The organism is Paenibacillus hebaui, from assembly GCF_051934385.1.
In the GTDB taxonomy this organism is placed as follows: Bacteria; Bacillota; Bacilli; order Paenibacillales; family Paenibacillaceae; genus Paenibacillus.
Map to the genome: position 1 here is coordinate 503,561 of NZ_CP196836.1, position 18,456 is coordinate 522,016.

At 48.2% G+C, this 18,456-nt stretch carries 17 protein-coding genes; 11 read left to right on the forward strand and 6 right to left on the reverse strand.

The genetic code is table 11. The features are described 5' to 3' along the window. The first annotated feature begins 64 nt into the window (after positions 1 to 64). The 4 genes from ACR32F_RS02325 to ACR32F_RS02340 all read left to right on the forward strand — a co-directional run bounded on the left by ACR32F_RS02325 (position 65) and on the right by ACR32F_RS02340 (position 5,442). Positions 65 to 979 (forward strand): ABC transporter ATP-binding protein, encoded by a 915-nt coding sequence (locus ACR32F_RS02325; RefSeq protein ID WP_440115768.1) that lies wholly within the window; start codon positions 65 to 67, stop codon positions 977 to 979. Next, a complete protein-coding gene (locus tag ACR32F_RS02330; RefSeq protein WP_440115770.1) occupies positions 976 to 1,692 on the forward strand; it encodes an ABC transporter permease in 717 nt (238 codons plus the stop codon). The genes ACR32F_RS02325 and ACR32F_RS02330 overlap by 4 nt, the downstream gene beginning before the upstream one ends. Continuing rightward, complete coding sequence (locus tag ACR32F_RS02335) at positions 1,682 to 2,431, forward strand: ABC transporter permease (protein ID WP_440115772.1); 750 nt, start codon at positions 1,682 to 1,684, stop codon at positions 2,429 to 2,431. The genes ACR32F_RS02330 and ACR32F_RS02335 overlap by 11 nt, the downstream gene beginning before the upstream one ends. 308 nt (positions 2,432 to 2,739) lie before the next feature. After that, positions 2,740 to 5,442, forward strand: coding sequence for a PAS domain S-box protein (locus ACR32F_RS02340; RefSeq protein ID WP_440115774.1), 2,703 nt, complete (start codon positions 2,740 to 2,742; stop codon positions 5,440 to 5,442). A 145-nt stretch (positions 5,443 to 5,587) separates the two neighbouring features. Here ACR32F_RS02340 and ACR32F_RS02345 read toward each other — a convergent pair whose 3' ends face one another. Continuing rightward, entirely contained in the window at positions 5,588 to 6,541 is a 954-nt protein-coding gene (locus ACR32F_RS02345) for an L-lactate dehydrogenase (protein ID WP_440115776.1), read from the reverse strand. 497 nt (positions 6,542 to 7,038) lie between these two features. Between ACR32F_RS02345 and ACR32F_RS02350 the strand changes: the two genes are divergently transcribed. From ACR32F_RS02350 to ACR32F_RS02365, 4 genes are all read left to right on the forward strand, one after another. Then, positions 7,039 to 7,692, forward strand: coding sequence for a hypothetical protein (locus ACR32F_RS02350; RefSeq protein WP_440115778.1), 654 nt, complete (start codon positions 7,039 to 7,041; stop codon positions 7,690 to 7,692). A gap of 143 nt (positions 7,693 to 7,835) precedes the next feature. Further along, the gene (locus tag ACR32F_RS02355; protein ID WP_440115780.1) at positions 7,836 to 8,657 is read left to right on the forward strand and encodes a serine/threonine protein kinase; all 822 of its coding nucleotides are present in this window, start codon (positions 7,836 to 7,838) and stop codon (positions 8,655 to 8,657) included. 548 nt (positions 8,658 to 9,205) lie between these two features. Further along, on the forward strand, positions 9,206 to 9,952 hold the full coding sequence (gene map, locus ACR32F_RS02360; RefSeq protein WP_440115782.1) for a type I methionyl aminopeptidase: 747 nt from the start codon (positions 9,206 to 9,208) through the stop codon (positions 9,950 to 9,952). A 175-nt stretch (positions 9,953 to 10,127) separates the two neighbouring features. Beyond that, positions 10,128 to 11,141, forward strand: a complete 1,014-nt coding sequence (locus ACR32F_RS02365; RefSeq protein WP_440115784.1) for an NADP-dependent oxidoreductase — start codon at positions 10,128 to 10,130, stop codon at positions 11,139 to 11,141. Between the two features lie 150 nt (positions 11,142 to 11,291). Here ACR32F_RS02365 and ACR32F_RS02370 read toward each other — a convergent pair whose 3' ends face one another. Further along, entirely contained in the window at positions 11,292 to 11,777 is a 486-nt protein-coding gene (locus ACR32F_RS02370; protein ID WP_440115786.1) for a CcdC family protein, read from the reverse strand. Between the two features lie 393 nt (positions 11,778 to 12,170). Between ACR32F_RS02370 and ACR32F_RS02375 the strand changes: the two genes are divergently transcribed. Further along, complete coding sequence (locus tag ACR32F_RS02375; protein ID WP_440115788.1) at positions 12,171 to 13,301, forward strand: hypothetical protein; 1,131 nt, start codon at positions 12,171 to 12,173, stop codon at positions 13,299 to 13,301. A 93-nt stretch (positions 13,302 to 13,394) separates the two neighbouring features. Here ACR32F_RS02375 and ACR32F_RS02380 read toward each other — a convergent pair whose 3' ends face one another. Both ACR32F_RS02380 and ACR32F_RS02385 read right to left on the reverse strand, forming a co-directional pair. Next, the gene (locus ACR32F_RS02380) at positions 13,395 to 13,967 is read right to left on the reverse strand and encodes a TetR-like C-terminal domain-containing protein (RefSeq protein WP_440115790.1); all 573 of its coding nucleotides are present in this window, start codon (positions 13,965 to 13,967) and stop codon (positions 13,395 to 13,397) included. Then, a complete protein-coding gene (locus ACR32F_RS02385; RefSeq protein WP_440115792.1) occupies positions 13,964 to 14,689 on the reverse strand; it encodes an MBL fold metallo-hydrolase in 726 nt (241 codons plus the stop codon). The genes ACR32F_RS02380 and ACR32F_RS02385 overlap by 4 nt, the downstream gene beginning before the upstream one ends. Positions 14,690 to 15,119: 430 nt before the next feature. Here ACR32F_RS02385 and ACR32F_RS02390 point away from each other — a divergent pair, with 430 nt between their 5' ends. After that, the gene (locus tag ACR32F_RS02390; RefSeq protein WP_440115794.1) at positions 15,120 to 15,617 is read left to right on the forward strand and encodes an RrF2 family transcriptional regulator; all 498 of its coding nucleotides are present in this window, start codon (positions 15,120 to 15,122) and stop codon (positions 15,615 to 15,617) included. A gap of 235 nt (positions 15,618 to 15,852) precedes the next feature. Continuing rightward, complete coding sequence (locus ACR32F_RS02395; RefSeq protein WP_440115796.1) at positions 15,853 to 16,479, forward strand: nitroreductase family protein; 627 nt, start codon at positions 15,853 to 15,855, stop codon at positions 16,477 to 16,479. A 178-nt stretch (positions 16,480 to 16,657) separates the two neighbouring features. On the opposite strand, the gene ACR32F_RS02400 is transcribed toward ACR32F_RS02395, so the two are convergent. Both ACR32F_RS02400 and ACR32F_RS02405 read right to left on the reverse strand, forming a co-directional pair. Further along, positions 16,658 to 17,341, reverse strand: coding sequence for an S-layer homology domain-containing protein (locus ACR32F_RS02400; RefSeq protein WP_440115798.1), 684 nt, complete (start codon positions 17,339 to 17,341; stop codon positions 16,658 to 16,660). 147 nt (positions 17,342 to 17,488) lie between these two features. Continuing rightward, a complete protein-coding gene (locus ACR32F_RS02405; protein ID WP_440115800.1) occupies positions 17,489 to 18,346 on the reverse strand; it encodes an AraC family transcriptional regulator in 858 nt (285 codons plus the stop codon). Between the last annotated feature and the right edge of the window lie 110 nt (positions 18,347 to 18,456).

The window sequence follows — 18,456 nt, forward strand, 5'->3', positions numbered from 1 at the left end:
TAAACTTGAGCCAACCTTAGCTTTAACCTCGGGCAGTTATGATGATATCCGAGGTGATTAAACAGTGAGTGATAACATTATTCAAACCGCTAATTTATGGAAGACATACCGGGACCGTGCCGCGGTTCGTGAACTTGACCTGCATATTAAAAAGGGAGATATCTACGGCTTCCTCGGTCCCAACGGTGCCGGCAAAACAACAACGATTCGGATGCTTCTTGGCTTAATCAAGCCAACCAAAGGAATCATCCGTATATTTGACAAGGATATCCGCAAGGATCGTATGGATATTCTGCGTCGTGTAGGTTCACTGGTCGAGTATCCGTCATATTACGGACATCTGAATGCCGTAGAGAATCTGGAAGCCTTGCGCCGGATTATCAATGTACCGAAATCCAGAATTGCCGAAGTGTTGTCCATTGTGGATCTGACCAAGGATGCCAAGCGTTCGGTGAAGGGATATTCCCTTGGCATGAAGCAGCGTCTGGGTATTGCCAGTGCATTGCTGGGTGAACCGGAACTGCTGATTTTGGACGAGCCTACGAACGGGCTTGATCCTGCGGGCATTCAGGAGATACGGGAATTAATTAAACGTATGCCACTGGAACATGGGATTACGGTGCTGGTTTCCAGTCACTTGCTGAGTGAAGTAGAGCAGATGGCGAGCCGTGTCGGCATTATTCGTGAAGGCAAGATGGTGCTCCAGGATACCATCGCCAATCTGCATAGCCAGACGGGCAGCTCTATTCGACTAACCGTATCTGAACCGGAAGAGGCAATGAAGCTTGCAAGGGAACAGGGACAGTTCGGACAGCAACAAGGGGCTGCGTTAACATTCCCTTATATGGACAACAGCGCGATTGCGCTGCTTGTACGTCGCCTAGTCGAGCAGGATCACGCGGTGTACCGCGTGGAAGAACACCGTCAGTCTCTGGAGGACCTGTTCATGCGGGTCATCGGCGAGGGGGCAACCGTATGACCGGCCGTGCGTTATCGTCCGACTGGCTCAAGATTCGTGGCAAAGGCATCTGGTTTCTCGTTTTTCTGGCGCCGATTGGACTAACGGCGATGCAGGCGTTGAACTTCGGATTACGATTGGATTATCTGAAGGAGCAGTACGCGGGGAATTTATGGGGAGGATTGCTGGGCAACATGGTTGTTTTTGTACCCTTGGCCTTGATGCTGGGCGCAACCATTCTCAGTTCCATGATCGCCAATGTTGAACATGAACAAGGATCATGGAAGCAGCTTCTGGCGCTGCCGATTCCTAGATCGGCTGTGTATCTGGCCAAGTTTCTGTTGGCTTGCGTTCTTCTTATCATCTCGTGTTTGTTGCTAACAGTGGGGACTGTAGGACTGGGGCTGGTGCTCGGCTTCGATGCCGGTGAAATACCTTGGACGCAAGCGATCAAGCTGGGTCTCCTGCCGCTGGCTGGTGCCCTTCCGGTGTTAGCGCTTGAGCTATGGCTCACAATGGTAGCCAAGAATCAGGCGCTTCCGGTTACCCTTGGTATTATTCTCGCCGTAATGGGCCTGTTCTCGCTCAGCCTATCCCCGCTTTTTCCACTCGCATGGGCACAGATGGCCTGGACTGGACCAAATCCGCTCATGTATGCAGGCATGGGTGCAGGCTTGGGGCTCTTGATCATGTTCGTGGGTATGATGCATTTCAGCCGAAAGGATGTGGCCTAGAGTGAGCTTTGCGACAACGTATTTCCGAATTCTGTCCGCCGAACGGTTGAAAATGGGCAAATCCCCCATATGGCTCTTGATCCTGCTGAGTCCATTAATAGCACTGCTCATCGGATTGTTATCCACCCCTTCTGGCCATTGGGGCGTGCTAATGAGCACAATGGTCTTTCTGCACGGGTTGCTCCTGTTACCGATTCTGACCGGAGTATTCACCTCCTTTGTGTGCCGTTTCGAACACGCGGGGGGAGGGTGGAAGCAGATGTTGGTGCTACCTCTTACGCGTACAGGCGTATATGCTGGTAAACTGACCATCGTGCTTTTACTTCTGGCGGGGACTCAAGGATTACTTCTGGGGTCCATTTTGCTGGCGGGTGTGATTCATGGGATAACAGCACCTGTGCCATGGGGATTCATGGCAGGCAAATTGCTGTTGGGGCTGTTCGCTTGTGTACCCCTGGCTGCCCTGCAGCTGTTCGTTTCCTTGGTGTGGAGCAGCTTTGCCGCACCGTTGGCACTGAATTTTGCGCTAACGGTACCCAATATTCTGGTCGTGAATTCTGCCACAGTTGGCCCGTATTATCCATGGGCTCAGCCGATGCTTTTAATGTCGACGGCGGGGAATAACAGCTATAGTCTTCCGCCAGTTGCATCGCTGGGAACGATGCTGACAGTGGTCGGAGGCAGTGCCATTCTCTTCATTTTGATTGGGATCATCTATTTTAGAAAAAAAGAGATTTAAATGACCAGTTACACAGCCTGATCATCCCGTGAGGGCAGTAATCTATAATCCTTCTTAAGCCAATACATGCAAAGACTTATTGTATGTGGGCTTAAGGGGGATTTTTTAACATTCTGATCCAGCCTTTAGGAATGGCAAGTATGAATCATGGATTGTAAGCAAAACGAGACTGGAGTCTGGAAAATATAAAAAGCTGTTTCTAGGCAGGCTTACGTGGTTATTCGAAGGTAGGACCATTTCGTGTAAAACAACTCATTTTAATTGTTAGATGAAGATATAGGCTGAGAAAAGAGGGGTAAGCCTTGGATATGGATAAAACGGAAACCCTAAAGCGTATTATTTTTGAAGGAAGTTCTTACCGATCCTTGTTTTTCAATCATCCCGATGCCATTTATGTAATGGACATCCATGGAAATCATATCGACGCCAATCCCTCGTTTGAGCGGTTATCTGGATATAAAATTGAAGATCTGGCTGGAATAAGCCGTGATCGGATTAGTCCACCGAAAAGTGAACGTTTACGGCAAAAATACATCGGGGATGTACTGGCTGGACATTCAGTCAGTGATTCACTGGCCTTTTATCATAAAGATGGGTCCATAAAATATGCGGAAGTAACCTACATTCCCATAACCGTTGGAGAGGATGTCGTGGGGATCTATGGCATAGCCAAGGATGTAACCGAGATTCTGGAAGTGGAACGTAAACTGAAGGAAACGCAGGAGAAATATCAGATGCTGGCGGATCATGCGCAGGATCTGATCACCACAAGTTCGCTGGATGGCAAGTTACTTTATGTGTCCCCATCCGTATATCCGTTGCTGGGATATCGTCCTGAAGAGGTGACCGGTAAGTTCCTTAAGGATTATTGTTACCCTGGGGACTATCCTGAATTGCTGGAACTGTCCACGAATGGAAATGGTTGCAAGATGCGTGTGCGCCATAAGGAGGGGCATTACATCTGGGTTGAAACACTGGCTAAGCCAGTGGCTGGAGAGCAAGACGAAAGTACACAGATCGTAAGTATAAGCCGTGATATTACCCAGCAGAAGAATACCGAAAGACGTCTTAGAGAAAGTCGTCAGCGGTACAAATCATTGTTCGAACACAATCCGGCAGCTGTATATTCCCTGGATCTGGAGGGCAAGTATAGTGCAGTGAATCGCAATCTGGTCAAAATGCTGGATGTGCCTCGCGGTCAGTTGATCGGTCAGTCTTTCCTATCGCATCTCGATCCATGTGAGGTTCAGAGTGGAAAGGCTTACTTTGAATTGGTGAAGCAGGGGAAACCTCAGCAGTATGAAACGCGGATTGTGAATTCAGGTGGCAGGAAGGTGGACGTGTCCATCCTTAATGTCCCTATTCTTGTGGACCAGGAACTCGTGGGTGTATATGGTATTGTGTCTGATATAACGGAGCGTAAAGACTACATGGAGCGGATTCAGGAGCTTAGTAAACAGCATGCCCTGATTCTCAATTCGGTTACAGAGGGTATTTATGGCTTGGATGCAGATGGCATCACCATGTTTATAAACCCGGCTGCTGCTTCCATGTTCGGCTATGAAGCTGAAGAGTTTGTTAACAAAAGCTCGCATCCGATCATTCATCATTCACGTGCAGACGGCAGTCATTTACCAAAAGATGATTGTCCCATTCATATGACCGTGATGGACGGACAGTGTCGCACGGTTAAGGAGGATGTATTCTGGCGAAAAGACGGAACCAGCTTTCTGGTCGAGTACCAGGTTACACCGATTATCGATGAGGGTCAGATTCGGGGCGCCGTTATTGTATTCAATGATGTGACCGGCGATCGGGAGATTGTACGAGCCAAGGAGACTGCTGAACTTGCTGCACAGGCCAAGTCGGAATTCCTGTCGATGGTCAGTCATGAGATTCGCACCCCGATGAACGGAATCGTGGGAATGACGGAATTGTTAATTAGCACAGATCTTTCGGAGGAACAGCGTGAGTATGCTGAGATTATCCGTGAGAGTGGCGATGCACTGTTGAACATTCTGAATGATATACTTGATTTCAGTAAGCTGGAGTCCGGGAAAATGGCTATTGCCTATGAACCTTTCTCGCTGCGCGAGATGCTAGAACAGGTAGCAGAGCTATTCTCCCCAGGAGCGGAAAAAAAGCAGTTGAAGATACGGTATCGTCTGAATCCTGATATCCCTCAATTTATGGTGGGTGATGCGATGCGCATTCGGCAAATTCTCGTCAATCTGGTCAGTAATGCCTTAAAGTTTACCGATCAGGGAAGCATTGATGTGTCAGTGGATATTATTCATGGCAATCGACCTGAATTGAGTATGCTTGATTTTGCCGTGAAGGATACGGGGATCGGCATTCCAGAGGATAAGCTGGATCAATTGTTCCAGTCGTTCTCTCAACTGCATCCGGTGATTAACCGCAAGTATGGCGGTACAGGTCTTGGACTGGTTATTTCGAAGCGACTCGTGGAGATTATGGGTGGAAGCATCGGTGTCGAGAGTGAGGACGGGGAAGGTTCGACCTTCCGATTCGCCATTCCTTCAACAAGTGTAGATGCGGCTGCAGAGCAATCAGCCCGTCAGTTCAAGGATGATCGAACACGTCAGGGTGACAAGGTGGCGAGGCGTATTCTGGTTGCCGAAGATCACCCGGTGAACCGGAAGATTTTAACGGAGTATCTGGAGAAGCTTGGTTACCAAGCCGATGTATGCTCCAATGGAGTCGAGGCGATCGAGGCCATTTCGCAGAATGCTTATGATATCGTGCTGATGGATCTTCAGATGCCTGTCATGGATGGGCTCAAAGCGACAGACCTTGTACATCGATTAATTCCACAGGAACGAATTCCGGCTATTATTGCCGTAACCGGTAATGCCAAACGTGAAGACAAGGAAGCCTGTTTGGAAATTGGAATGCGTGACTTTATCAGCAAACCAGTCATGCTGAGTGAGTTGAAGCGGGTGCTGCAGCAGTGGGGACCCACAGATGAACCTCAGCTTGCACCAAGCTGAACAATGGATGAGCAGATATATAATAGACAGAGATACAATAATAGGCAGAGATACAATGAATAAGCCAATAGGCTCCTGACTCAGGAGATTATTGGCTTTTGGATGTTTACGATGATTTGATTAGTACATTCGTAGAAGGGATGAATCATACCAAGGTTAGACGATTAATGTTGCCTGACAGTACTTCACAGGAGAGGTCGAATTTCTCGCGCTCGGCTGCATCCAGATTCAGTTCAATAACCTCCTGAATCCCATCCCCACCAATGATGGCCGGAACACCAACGCAGACATTGTGCTGCCCGTACTCTCCATCGAGGATCGCAGATACGGCAATGATCTTGTGTTCATCATTGAGAATCGAACGGGTAATATGCGCAAGTGCGTTACCGATTCCGAATTGAGTAGAGCCTTTACGGGTGAAGATTTCCCATCCGGCATCCCTCGTTTTACGGGCGATATCGTCCAGATCCAGATGTTTGAACCGCTCCTTGTGCTGCTCCAGAATGTGCATAATGGGTTTGCCCCCGATGGTGACATGTGACCAGGCTACGAACTGAGATTCTCCATGTTCTCCGAGAGCATAACCGTGCACACTTCGTGGGTCGATGGAGAAGACTTCGGATAGCAACGTTTTGAGACGTGAGGAATCAATGGAAGTCCCTGTGCCGATGACACGTTCACGCGGAAGCCCGGACAGCTTCCATACCATATAAGTTACTATGTCAACCGGATTGGCTGCAACGACAAAAATCCCGCGGAATCCACTATCCATGATGGGAATGACAATATCTTTGGTGATGGATTCGGCCTCTTCCAAAATGTCCAGACGAGTCTGTCCTGGCTTCGGATTCGCTCCGGCTGTCAGTATAATCACGTCCATGCTACCGCAATCTGCATAAGTGCCTGCGTATACTTTGGTACGGTTGTGAGTGAAGTCCATACAATGGGAAAAATCCAGCGCCTGCGCAACGGCGCGATCATACGTCCGGTCCACCATCATAATTTCCCTGCATATCGATTGATTAATCATGGAATATGCACAACTGGAACCGACAAGACCCGCCCCGATCACCGCTACCTTACCTGATTTGCCTAACACGCCGTTCAGCCCCCATTTACATTGATTTATCCGTTCTTATTGAGTTTTATGTTAAGTATAGTCCTATACTATATGTTGATTCCTACTTCTACGTTACATAAGATAACACAAGGAAAAGCTGTGCGGCAATGATATCCTCTATCGCGGGAGCGTATTGGAGTGGCGGAGTCAATAAAATTGACATGAATAATTCATATTTATATAAAGTGACAGCGTTCGCACCCTTGAAATTCGACATGACAGCATTTATGCTCATTGTCGGATGCAGGGTTATTTTTACGAATAAAAGAACTGACAAATGTTCTTATGAATCCGCAGAAACAGAACAAAACCGCTAAAGGGATCTGTAAAGAAGCTGACGAATACATAGGGACAAGCAAATGAAATGCGTACTTGATCCTGAGACAGGTTGACCCGATCCGATGACAGTTCCAGAAGGGAAACGCTGAAGCCACTACCTTTAATTCACAAAAACTTCATTCCGGGAGGGAATAATAATGATTGAAGAAGCAGGAGCAACGACGGAAACGGCCAAAAGCCTGGGCATTGGTGCCAGTACTCTTCGTAAATATGCGGCTGCACTTGAGGAACAGGGATACCGATTCGAGCGTTCCGCTAACAAATCCAGACTGTTCAAATCGGATGATATCGAGTGCATCGAACGTCTGATGACAGAACTCCGAGAACATAACTTGCCACTGGCAGATGCTGTAGTGACCGTACTGTCTCCAGACCTGCCTGTGATGGCAGTGGAGAGTCCTTCGGAGACAGAATGTGCGGCAACCGTCATGCCAGCGATATTTCCTGAGGAACCTGAACCATCGGTTAATCTGAGAGCTTATGAAGGCCTTGGAAAACTGGTGAGTGAAGTGACGTACGGTGCAGTGGAGCAGCAGGACGATCGGATGCAGCTACTACAACAGCGAGTGGATGAGCTGGAGTTAACACTGCAACATCTGGCGGACACCCATCTTGCTCTCCAGGAGCAGATGGAGAAGCAGCGCCTGTGGATGAATGAAAAGCTGGAAGAGGAGCGGGACCGTGAGTTGGTCACCAATCTGCGAAGCTTCCAGGGAAGAAAACGCAAACCGAAGGGGAGTTCGCTGCGCATGCTGTTTGGATTGCTGCCGAGGAAGCGAAAAGAAGCCTGAGAACCAGGTTCACGCTGATCGTGATTTCGTACAAATAGCTTGATATAATAGGCTCCATACAACAACAAGAAGACTGGCTGCTGCTCTGCTTCTACCTATAAGGAGATAGAGATGAGATCAGATGGCTGGCGTAGGGAGGATCTGTGGAGCTGCGACGAAGCTGGCAAAGACTGCTTGGACTATGGACTGACCGTCCCCGGGGGAAAGGGACGGTGGTTGCCGGGCGTTATACGATACATGAATTGCTCGGCATGGGGAGCTATGGACTGACATACCTATGTATGGATGAACATACTGGTAAGGAAGTGGCTTTAAAAGAATCCAAGCCCAGCAAGGGCAGACTCTCTGCACAATTGCTGGACCGGGAGGCAGACGTGATGAGACGTCTGGATCATCCGGCTATCCCGGCGTTGCTGGAGGCGTTCACCTATCGGGCACGTAGTTACATCGTGACTGAGTATATCCGTGGGGAGACACTGGAACAGTGCATATTTGAGCAAGGCCGCAAATATACGGAACAGGAATGCCTGGAGCTGGTAGGCCAACTGCTGGTGCCCATTGCTCATGTTCATGAGAGAGGATTTATTCATGGGGATGTGCGCATCCCGAATGTCATTTTGCGTAACGGGCATGTACATCTGATTGATTTTGGCCTGGTGCGGCGAATGGGGGAGCCGTTGTTGCCTGAGCTGAAACGCCGAATGCGAGAAGTGCCCGAGCCTGAAGATGAACCGGCTTCGCCTGAGCAAGATTTGCAGGATATCGGTCATTTTCTCTTGTTTATGCTGTACTCCGCTTACGAACCGGAGAAGGGCCGAGAACCTGCCAGCTGGCAGGAAGAACTCAAGCTCACGCCGGATTTGCGCCACATGCTGGAGCGACTTCTGGGGTTACGCCCAGCGTATGAGGGTGGGGCAACGGAGTTACAGGTAGAAATTGAGCGTGTGTTGCTGAAGGTGCGATAAGGAAACAAAATAGGGGTGTTCTGCTGACCGTGAGTACGGCTGGCAGAACACCCCTTTATATTACATATCCCATTATTTTAGCGCCAGTCTGGCTGGTACGAGCAGTTCAGTTTAAATAGAGTAGCACCAGTTCAGCTGGAGCTGTATTTTCTGTTTTTATAGTAACCTGAGCCATGACGGTTATCCCGGTATTTCACATCTGAAGATGAATAGCGTTTGTAACTACGTTTGCCTGAAGAACTGCTGTAACGTTTATATGAGCGTCGATCCGATGAGCTGTTACGCCTACGGTGAGATGAAGATTTAGAATCGAGAAGTTTGCCTATAATCTTTTTGAACATGAAAGTTCATCCTTTCGTCTTCAACTGTTTTAAGCTTATACGTGGCTTTACCGGAGGGGTTTCGATTTTTTTATGGAAAAGTGTATTCATTGGACAAGTCATTGGCGTATAATAGGATGTTGATGATTACACGGAATTTTTTATTTTGAGCGTTTCGCGTTACAATAGAAGACAGGATAAGATTTTAACGGACAAGGAGTAGTTGTAATGATTACGTTGAAGACGAAAGAGCAAATAGAACATATGAAAAAGGCCGGAGAAATTCTCGCCGCATGCCATAGAGAAATCGCGGGAATGATCCGTCCGGGTATCACAACACAGGAGATCGACCAGTTTGCAGAGGCTTTTATGAAGAAAAATGGCGCTACGCCAGAACAAAAGGGATATAACGGATACCAATATGCGACATGTGCGTCGGTTAATGATGTGATATGTCATGGATTTCCGGGGAAATACGCGTTGAAGGACGGCGATATCGTTACGATCGATATGGTTGTGAATCTGAACGGCTGGTTGGCCGATTCCGCATGGTCTTATGCTGTAGGTCAAGTCACTCCTGAAGCACAACACCTGCTGGATGTGACCAAAAAATCTCTGTATAAAGGCATTGAACTAGCGGTGATTGGCAACCGGATCGGTGATATTTCCAATGCGATTCAAACGTATGCGGAAGGTGAAGGCCTGTCTGTTGTACGTGAGTTTATTGGACACGGGATCGGTGAGAAGATGCATGAGGAACCACAAGTACCTCACTACGGCCCGCCACATCGGGGTCCGCGTCTGAAGGAAGGCATGGTTATTACCATTGAGCCGATGCTGAACATCGGTACGTACCGCAGTAAGCTGGATTCGGATGGATGGACTGCACGTACGCAAGACGGAAGTCTGTCTGCTCAGTATGAACATACAATTGCCATCACAGCGGATGGTCCTGTGATTTTGACTGCACAATAATAGCTAAAAGCAGCTACAATGTGACGATATTTGCATATTTCAAGGCGGCCCACGTTTGTGATCCGCCTGTTTCGGTTTAAACTAATAAGAAGTGATTAACACAGAGCCAGTGGTAAGTGATCTCAGCTGACAAGGGATAACCTTGCGTCCACTTGGCAACAAGGAGGTAATTTTGGTGTCTGTAAATAAACAGATCGTACTTGCGTCTCGTCCCGAAGGTGCCCCATCCAGAGAGAATTTCAAATTCATTGATGCACCTCTTCCTGAACCGGAAGCTGGGCAAGTCCTGGTACGTACATTATATTTGTCGGTCGATCCGTACATGCGGGGCCGGATGAAAGATACAAAATCCTATGCTGCACCGTACGCGTTGAATGAAGTGATCAAGGGTGGAGCCATTGGACAGGTTGTGGAGTCTTCGGAACCCAATCTGCGCAAAGGTGATCTGGTGTCAGGAATGTGGGGCTGGCAGCAATATGCAGCAGTGAATACGGGTGATCTTTCTCTGATTGATACCGAAGAGGCACCGATTACAGCTTATCTGGGTGCGCTCGGTCTGACGGGTTTGACCGCTTATTTCGGTATGGAAGACATCGGTAAACCGAAGGACGGCGAGACGGTGGTTGTATCGGGAGCAGCCGGAGCGGTAGGCATGATTGCAGGTCAGATTGGCAAAATTGTAGGTGCGCGCGTAGTCGGGATCGCAGGCTCTGACGAAAAATGCACGTACCTGAAAGAAAAACTGGGCTTCGACGTGGTGTTGAACTACAAACAGGAACAGGATATGTCAGCTGCCATTGAGAGGGCTTGTCCGGATGGCGTGGATGTCTATTTCGACAACGTTGGCGGTGACATTTCTGATGCGGTTTTACGTCATATCAATCGGAATGCACGTATTCCGTTATGTGGTCAGATTTCGTCCTATAATCTGGAGAAGCCGGATATTGGCATGCGTCCACAGACATTACTGTTAACGAACACTGCGCTGATGAAAGGTTTCCTGCTGGGTGATTATGCGAAATCCTTCAAGGAAGGTCGCGCCAAATTGGCGAAGTGGATCAAGGAAGGTCATATCCAGTACGAAGAGAACATTGTGGACGGGTTTGAACAGACGCCAGAAGCCTTTATGGGCCTCTTCTCTGGAGATAATCTGGGCAAGCAGCTTGTAAAAGTTGCAGACCCTGAATAGATCAATTTTTTAACTTGCACATAGCTACAACGAGCATTTTGCATACATCCAAAGAGCATCTTGAATCGAATGATGCAATATGCAGATAACAGGAAAAGACACGTTTTTCGCACGATGAAAGTGCGGAGAACGTGTCTTTTGATTTGCCTGTCAGGATGCAGCACTTGCAACTTCCTTGTAGTGTTTGTACATATATACGCGCCAGCGAACAATCATGCCGAAGGCCAGAAGGAAGAACAATCCACCCGTTTGCGGAATGCTCACATAGCGCTGAATGATTTCATGCAGGATCAGACGTACAGCCAGCAAGCCAAGCAGAATGAAAGCAAAGCTTCGTGAACGTGTGGCAAAGATTTCATCATTAATGCGTTCAAACCGGGTACTGCGAATGAGGGGATACGAGAAAATAAACCAGCCCACGAGCAGTGCGATTAGTGCCCACAGCAGCGGAACATGTGTCTGCGGCACAACAAACATGAGAAACCCCGTGCTCATTCCCAGCGGGGGAATAAGTATTTTGCGAATGGTTACCGGACGGTGGCTGGCTTTCATGCGAATGAAAATGGCAAGCAGGGCCATGACAAGCATACCCAGAGTTGCACCGATCTGCAGGTAAAACGGACTGATTTGAGCCACGTAGAACTCCCTCTTTTCGGAATAATATATGATCCGGACATCCGGATGAAAATGCGAATTACCGGAATTTTCTGTTCCTATTATATCACAAACGCAGAAAGCCGATAGAATGCTTAGTGTATCATTTATCCGTATTCTACATGTAGGATATAATTGAAAAATTTGTATTATTGTACCCTATGTATAACGGTTTATTCGAGTAAGGGAAAATCAGGGCATGAATAAACATTTACGCAGGTATGCCCAGTTCTTCAGTGGACAAAGTTAAACTTTCGTAGAAAGTGTTACATATACGGATAAAGAGGAAGCATCTTTCATGGTTGTAGAATGGTTGGGACCTGTGTTGGAGGTCGGCAGTAATACCTTGGAACAGAGCAAGGAGGAAGACGTTTCATGAATAGAAATCACAGGCCAGTCACGGTATGGACGATGGCTTGCCTGACTGTGGTATCGGTGGTTCTGGTTGTCCCCTGGATTTTGTGGCAATCACAGGCCCCGGTACCACTTAACATCATGATTATCGACAAAAGTGAACCAGACTTGACCTATCAGGGTCATAAGGGACTGGTGTGGCTGTTGAACCAGCAGAAAATTGTACAACAAACAGGCGAACGCTACAGGTATGAGGAAGATTACTACGGTTATGATATCAAAGATGGCGTTTCCTATATTAAGAAGACCTTGCCCGATGAATTGACGGACACAGATCTGATCTACCTGACAGCAAACCAGAATATTTCTTTGTCAGATACGAATGAACGTATACAAGGCAAAATGGATGAAGGTCTCACGATATATGATGCGCAAAAAATTCGTGAAGCTGCATATAAAGGAGTAACGATTGTAGCCGAGTTTAGCGCCCTGTTGAACTCGGCTTCTGATTCGACGAGAGAGCAGATGTATTCCATTCTGGGCATGAAAAGCAGCGGGTGGCAGGCAAAATCAGTATCTAAACTGCAAAGCGCGGATGAAGTACCCCCGAGGGTGCGGATGAGTTATGAGGCTAGGGAGAATAGAAATTGGGCTTTTCATGGAGCCGGTATTGTACTGGTACACGAGGATGGACGGGTGCTTGTACTGGAGAAGGGGCAAGATGTAGAGACAGGAGATATACAACTCGCATTCACACAGAAAGGTGAGGAGTGGAGTGGAATTAAACAGGATAATCATTATAGTAACTGGTTCGACATCATTGTGCCGGAACAAAAAGACTCTGTACTCGCTTGGTATAATACCGATTTGACTGAGAGTGGTCAGCAGAAGCTGGTGAATGCAGGTATACCAGCGGAGTTCGCTGCACTTATCTGTTATGAGGGTTATAATCGAGCTTATTATATGGCAGGCACCTTCGGAGAGATGAAATATTATTCATTCTGGCGCCGAATCAAGGGATGGGATGTAGTTAAAGCGAAACTTACGCCGGATCAAAAAGGAATTCCTGATCTGTTTTACTGGAAGGTATATGTTCCGGTGATGAAGAGTATTTTGCAGGAAGTGCAGGCAGCTCGGCAGCCCTGGCAATAGAAAAACCGTTCCACCAGAGAAGCGGAACGGAGATATACATAGGAAGAGGCTGCAGAGCATCGGCAGCCCTTTTTCCATTGGTATGATGAAGGATCAGCTTTTATGAAGATGGTGCAGTCCATTAAGAAAAGCGGCGACTGCAAGGCGCAAACTTTCGTCTGGATCGAAGTTCATGCCGAAGCCGCCTTGTGCGCCGATGGATGCAAACCCATGACACAGGCTTCGCAAACCACGGACGGCATGCAGTGCTTCCGCTTCGGTTAGAGGATAGGGCTCTAACGTGTGAAGTAGCAAATCTAGCGTAGCCATGCTGGCCGCAACGAGTTGTGGCTCCTCACGGTCTGTGGCGTGGAATGAGGCTTCATATAGGCCTGGATGCTCGCGAACGAAGCCAATATATGCCGCAGCGACGGCCTGAATGGCAACGCCGCCAGTGCGTTCAGCAACAGCCGCGGTTAATGCGTGGCTGAGCTGTTGTACAGACATCAGCGCCAATTCCTGGCGAAGCCCCGGAAGTCCGCTGATGTGGTTGTAGAGCGACGGGGAGCGCACATCCAGCCGCTGGGCCAATGCGGCCAGCGTCAGCGCCTGAAAGCCGTCGCTGTCAGCAAGCTGGGCGGCGGCGCTGAGCAGAGCGCCGCGATCCAGACCCTGCCGGGGGCTCACAGGTGACCCCCGGCAGGGCGCAGCCGCTGCTGTGCATCAGCGGCAGCTGCGCGCATGGCGGCCGCGGGCTGGCGCAGCATCCGTCCGTGGCCTACCGCCAGCACGGACGGGTCCAGCTCCGCCAGACGCTTCGCACTGGTCAGAGCGAGTTCGCGATTCCACGTCGCCAGCGCGGGGAACGGAAAGAGCGGGCGCAGGTGACCGGATACGGCGAGGCCGCCGTGTAGCTGGTACGCGTCCCCAGCGATAAGCACGCGGCTGCGCGTATCCATAAAGGCCATATGCCCCGGCGTATGGCCTGGTGAGGCAATGGCGACCAGCGAGCCGATCTGGTCGCCATCTTCCAGCAGTCGATCCGGACGGGTACGTACAGCTTTGGGTACGCTGCCGCGTACCGGGGTCTGTGGCTCGCCGGGCAGCAGGGAAGCGTCACCGGTTAGCAGCCGGGCATCCCGGCTGGAGATGAAGACTTCTGCTTTGGGCAGCGCATCTTTGAGACCATCTAAAGCACCAACATGGTCGCCGTGGGCGTGGGTCAGAATGATTTTGGTAATCGGTTTGCCGAGGGATTGTGCAGTGGCCAATATCCCTTTAAGACTGAATGGCATACCCGCATCGATAAGAGTTAATTCATCTGCCTCTTCCACAAGGTATACGTTCACAGGGAAGAGTCGTGGAAGGAATGAAATTTGAACGACAGCATGCTCACGAGTAATTCGCATGATAAAACCCTCCTCAAAACTAATGTTGTTAGTATCGTAAACTAATTACATTAGTTATGCAATAGTCATGGATTATTCTTTTAATAAAGAAATTTGAAATAATGATCCAGTTTACAAAAAAAGCGTTTTCAAATTGAGAATAACCGATTATAATAATCACGTAAGCCCTTTCATATGTCTATCTTATTGGAGCCCTTCGCGAAGCGAAAGGCTCACTTTTTTTGTTCTTTTTCCATTGAATGGACTAGGGATATGAGAGGTTGTTTGTGTGTGCATGAGAGAGCTGTATATACTGTTATGATAGGGAAATGAGGTCTTCTGCTCACCAGTAGGCGGAAGTTGACAAACATAACTGTTATTCATATAATAACAGTTATAATGACCTTGGGTTGAAGTTCATCGGTGTTGTATGCCGGGAAGGGAGTAAGTTATGAACAGTGAATTTACCATTGCTGTGCACTGTCTTGTGTTTCTGTCCATGAAAGATGAGTGTATGGCGAATAGTGAAGACTTGTCCCAGAGTGTAGGTACACATCCCGCCAGAGTGCGCAAGGTGCTTAGTGTTCTGCGGAAGCATGGTTACCTGACAACCAAGGAAGGGGCTCATGGTGGATATCTGCTAAGTCGCCCGAGTGAGGAGATCAAGCTTGGAGAACTGTACAGACTTGTAGCTGGGGGGTCACTTGGTCCCAATTGGTGTTCAGGGGAATCAGGGTCACCTTGCGTCGTATCTTCCAATATGCAGGACGTGATGGGGAACATTTATGACGGAGGCGAAGTAGCGCTAAGCGCTTATTTTGATCGTATATCCATTCAGGATGTGAAGCAGCGTATAAGCAATGGGGAAGCATGTACCTTTTCGATGAACGAAATGTCGACACAGGAGAAGCCTGACAGATCAAATTCTGCAACCAATGATCCTTCATGATTTGGCCTTTGGGAGTGTCAGGCAGGGTAGACAGGTTATATGGATTGGACGTTTGCTCCGGTGAGAGATCCGTTGATGATTTCAGGCGATTCCGGGCATAACGTGAACACAGATGGAAGCGATCGTCTGCGCTGATGTTATTTTCGGAAGGTGAGTACTCCGTAGAGTTGATCTCATTTCGCCTTGCGAACATATTGAACTACATTATAAAAATAGAATTTAGGGAGTGGAACACATGTCCAGTGTTGAAAACAATGAAACACTTCGCGTAATTAGCGAACGACACGCTGTGAAAAAGTATGAAACAAATGTTGTAATGCCAGAAGCTGATCTGAACGCGATTCTGACTGCGGCTTCACAAGCACCGTCTTCATGGAATCTGCAACATTGGAAATTCCTCGTAATTGAATCCGAAGCCGACAAAGCCAAGTTACTGCCAGTTGCGTACGGCCAAAGTCAAATCACGGATAGTTCTGTTACGATTGCTGTTCTTGGAGATCTGGAAGCGAATCGCAACACCTTGATCTACGATCACGCTGTTGAAGGTGGAGCGATGACTGCCGAAGTTCGTGACGCATTGGTCGGACAGATCAACGGGGCTTACCAAAGCCCGCAAACGGCTCGTGATGAAGCAATTCGCAACGCATCCTTTGCTTCCCAAAATATTATGCTTGCTGCACGCTCCCTGGGTTACGACACTTGCCCAATCGGTGGATACAACCCACAAAAACTGATCGAAACATTCAACATTCCTGCACGTTACTTGCCAACGTTGTTGATTACTGTAGGTAAAGCTGCACAGCCAGCTCACCCGTCAGGACGTTTCCCTCTGTCTGAAGTTGTGGTTAAAGGTTCTTTCTAAGTCTGATTGTGATTCGATCAGCTATATAGGTATAACGGAAATAGCCGCATGTCCCTCTTGATGGGACATGCGGCTATTTTGCATTCATTTGCATTCGAAAATAGATATGGAAGAAGCCTTTTACTTGGACTGCACAGCTTGTGATTCAGCCTTTCAAGTCATAAGTCCCGCCTAATCCTTACTTCTCAGGCGTTTCCGGGATTTTGGGTGCGTTGAAATTTTCCATGTGCTCAATCGCGTTATACATCATAACGGCAGCTTCAGCACGTGTAATGGTTTCCTTTGGATTGAAGTTGCCATTGGCATCAAGCGTATTAATTTTTAATACCAGTGAACGCTGGATAGCGCCTTGATATTCGGGAGTAAGCTCCTGTTCATCCGTGATATCTACCGGTTTGATGTTAATCATCGGCAGACCGCCCTTGGCTTCAATCCCCTGCATCAAGAAAAGGGTGTATTGTTCCCGAGTGAGTGCCTTGGACGGGTCAATATCATCGGACATTTTGATTCCATTGTATTTGGCGCGAATAAAAGCATCACTGTACCATACGCCATCTTTCACGTGAGAGAAGGAGTCACTTGGCAGTGGTTGTTTGACAAAACGAATGGTGTCCAGATTCAGATCGAGACCATCCGCTATGAGTTGTATGCCTTGAGCAGTGTTTAATTCCTGTTCTGGCTTGAATAAGCTGTCACTCACGCCTTTAATTAATTCATCCTGATGAAGGGCTTCAATTTTATCTGCTCCGGCAATACCTTTAATATCGGTGAACTCGGCTTGAGCCGCGTGAATTGGACCAGCGCTTAGAGAGAGTGTGAGTAAAGCTCCAGCAGTCAATGTAGCCAAAATATTTTTTTTCATTGTAGGTTCGCCTCACTTTTCCAGGGATCATCCCTTTATATAAAAGCTATTTGCCCCTATAGACGACCCTTCTGTTCAAAAGGTTGCTTGAATTTTCCAAGGTCTATTCGAACATGTTCATATCAGAAGGTTTAATATGCTGATGATCTATCCTTTTGATTTATTGCGATAATCCGTGGGAGAACGTCCCATCATTTTGCTAAACAGACGTGAGAAGTAGTAAGGGTCCTTGAATCCAAGCTCGGAGCTGATCTGTTTCACGGTCCAATCGGTAAAATCAAGATATCGGCAGGAATGCTGGATTTTCAGCCGCAGGAAGTAATCGATAGGTGAATGTCCGGTGGCCTGCTTGAACAACTGCGAGTAATGGGGTGCAGACAAGCGGGCATGTGCCGCCAGTTCCTTGAGAGTGACCCCGTGCTCAAGATGCTTCAGCATATATTGCACGGACTGTTCAGCCGCCCGTTTACTGCTTACGATTCCACCATCTGTCCCAGCTTCAGGTGCGTAAGCGAGCATGCCAAGCATATAACCGATAATCTGGGAGGTGTACATCATGGTCTGCATGGAATAACCGGTCTCCAGCGCGCTATAACATTCATGAAAAAGCTCAAGCCATTTTTGGGCTTTGGCGGGTGGCATGGTGGAGGTGCTATGGGCAAGCAGTGGTTCGATATATGAAAAGGCATGTTCTCCGCGCAGATGAATCCAATAGATGCTCCAGGGTTCTGCTGCGTTGGCTCCATAGACATGGGTGACATGTGCAGGAAGTATGACCAGATTTCCTGGACGGACATCATGTCGTTTGCCGCCATCCATCGTATACCAGCCAGTCCCTTGGGCGCAGTACATCAGAATGTGTGACGCACAACCTTCGGGGCGATCGCGGTAATGATGTTCGGCTTCATGAAAGTACCCGATATCGGTAACGTATAATCCGGACGTGACAGGATAGGCTGCGGTCTCTTGCAGCAGCGGATCAGGAAGTACAATGAGTTTTTGCATACAAAATCCGTCGGATTTACGCCGTGTGGGTGGTCTGTTGTAAGGTCTCATACTTTGTATTATGGTCAGAGAAGATAGGGGAGTCAATGCGATATCTGCAAGCGTTAACA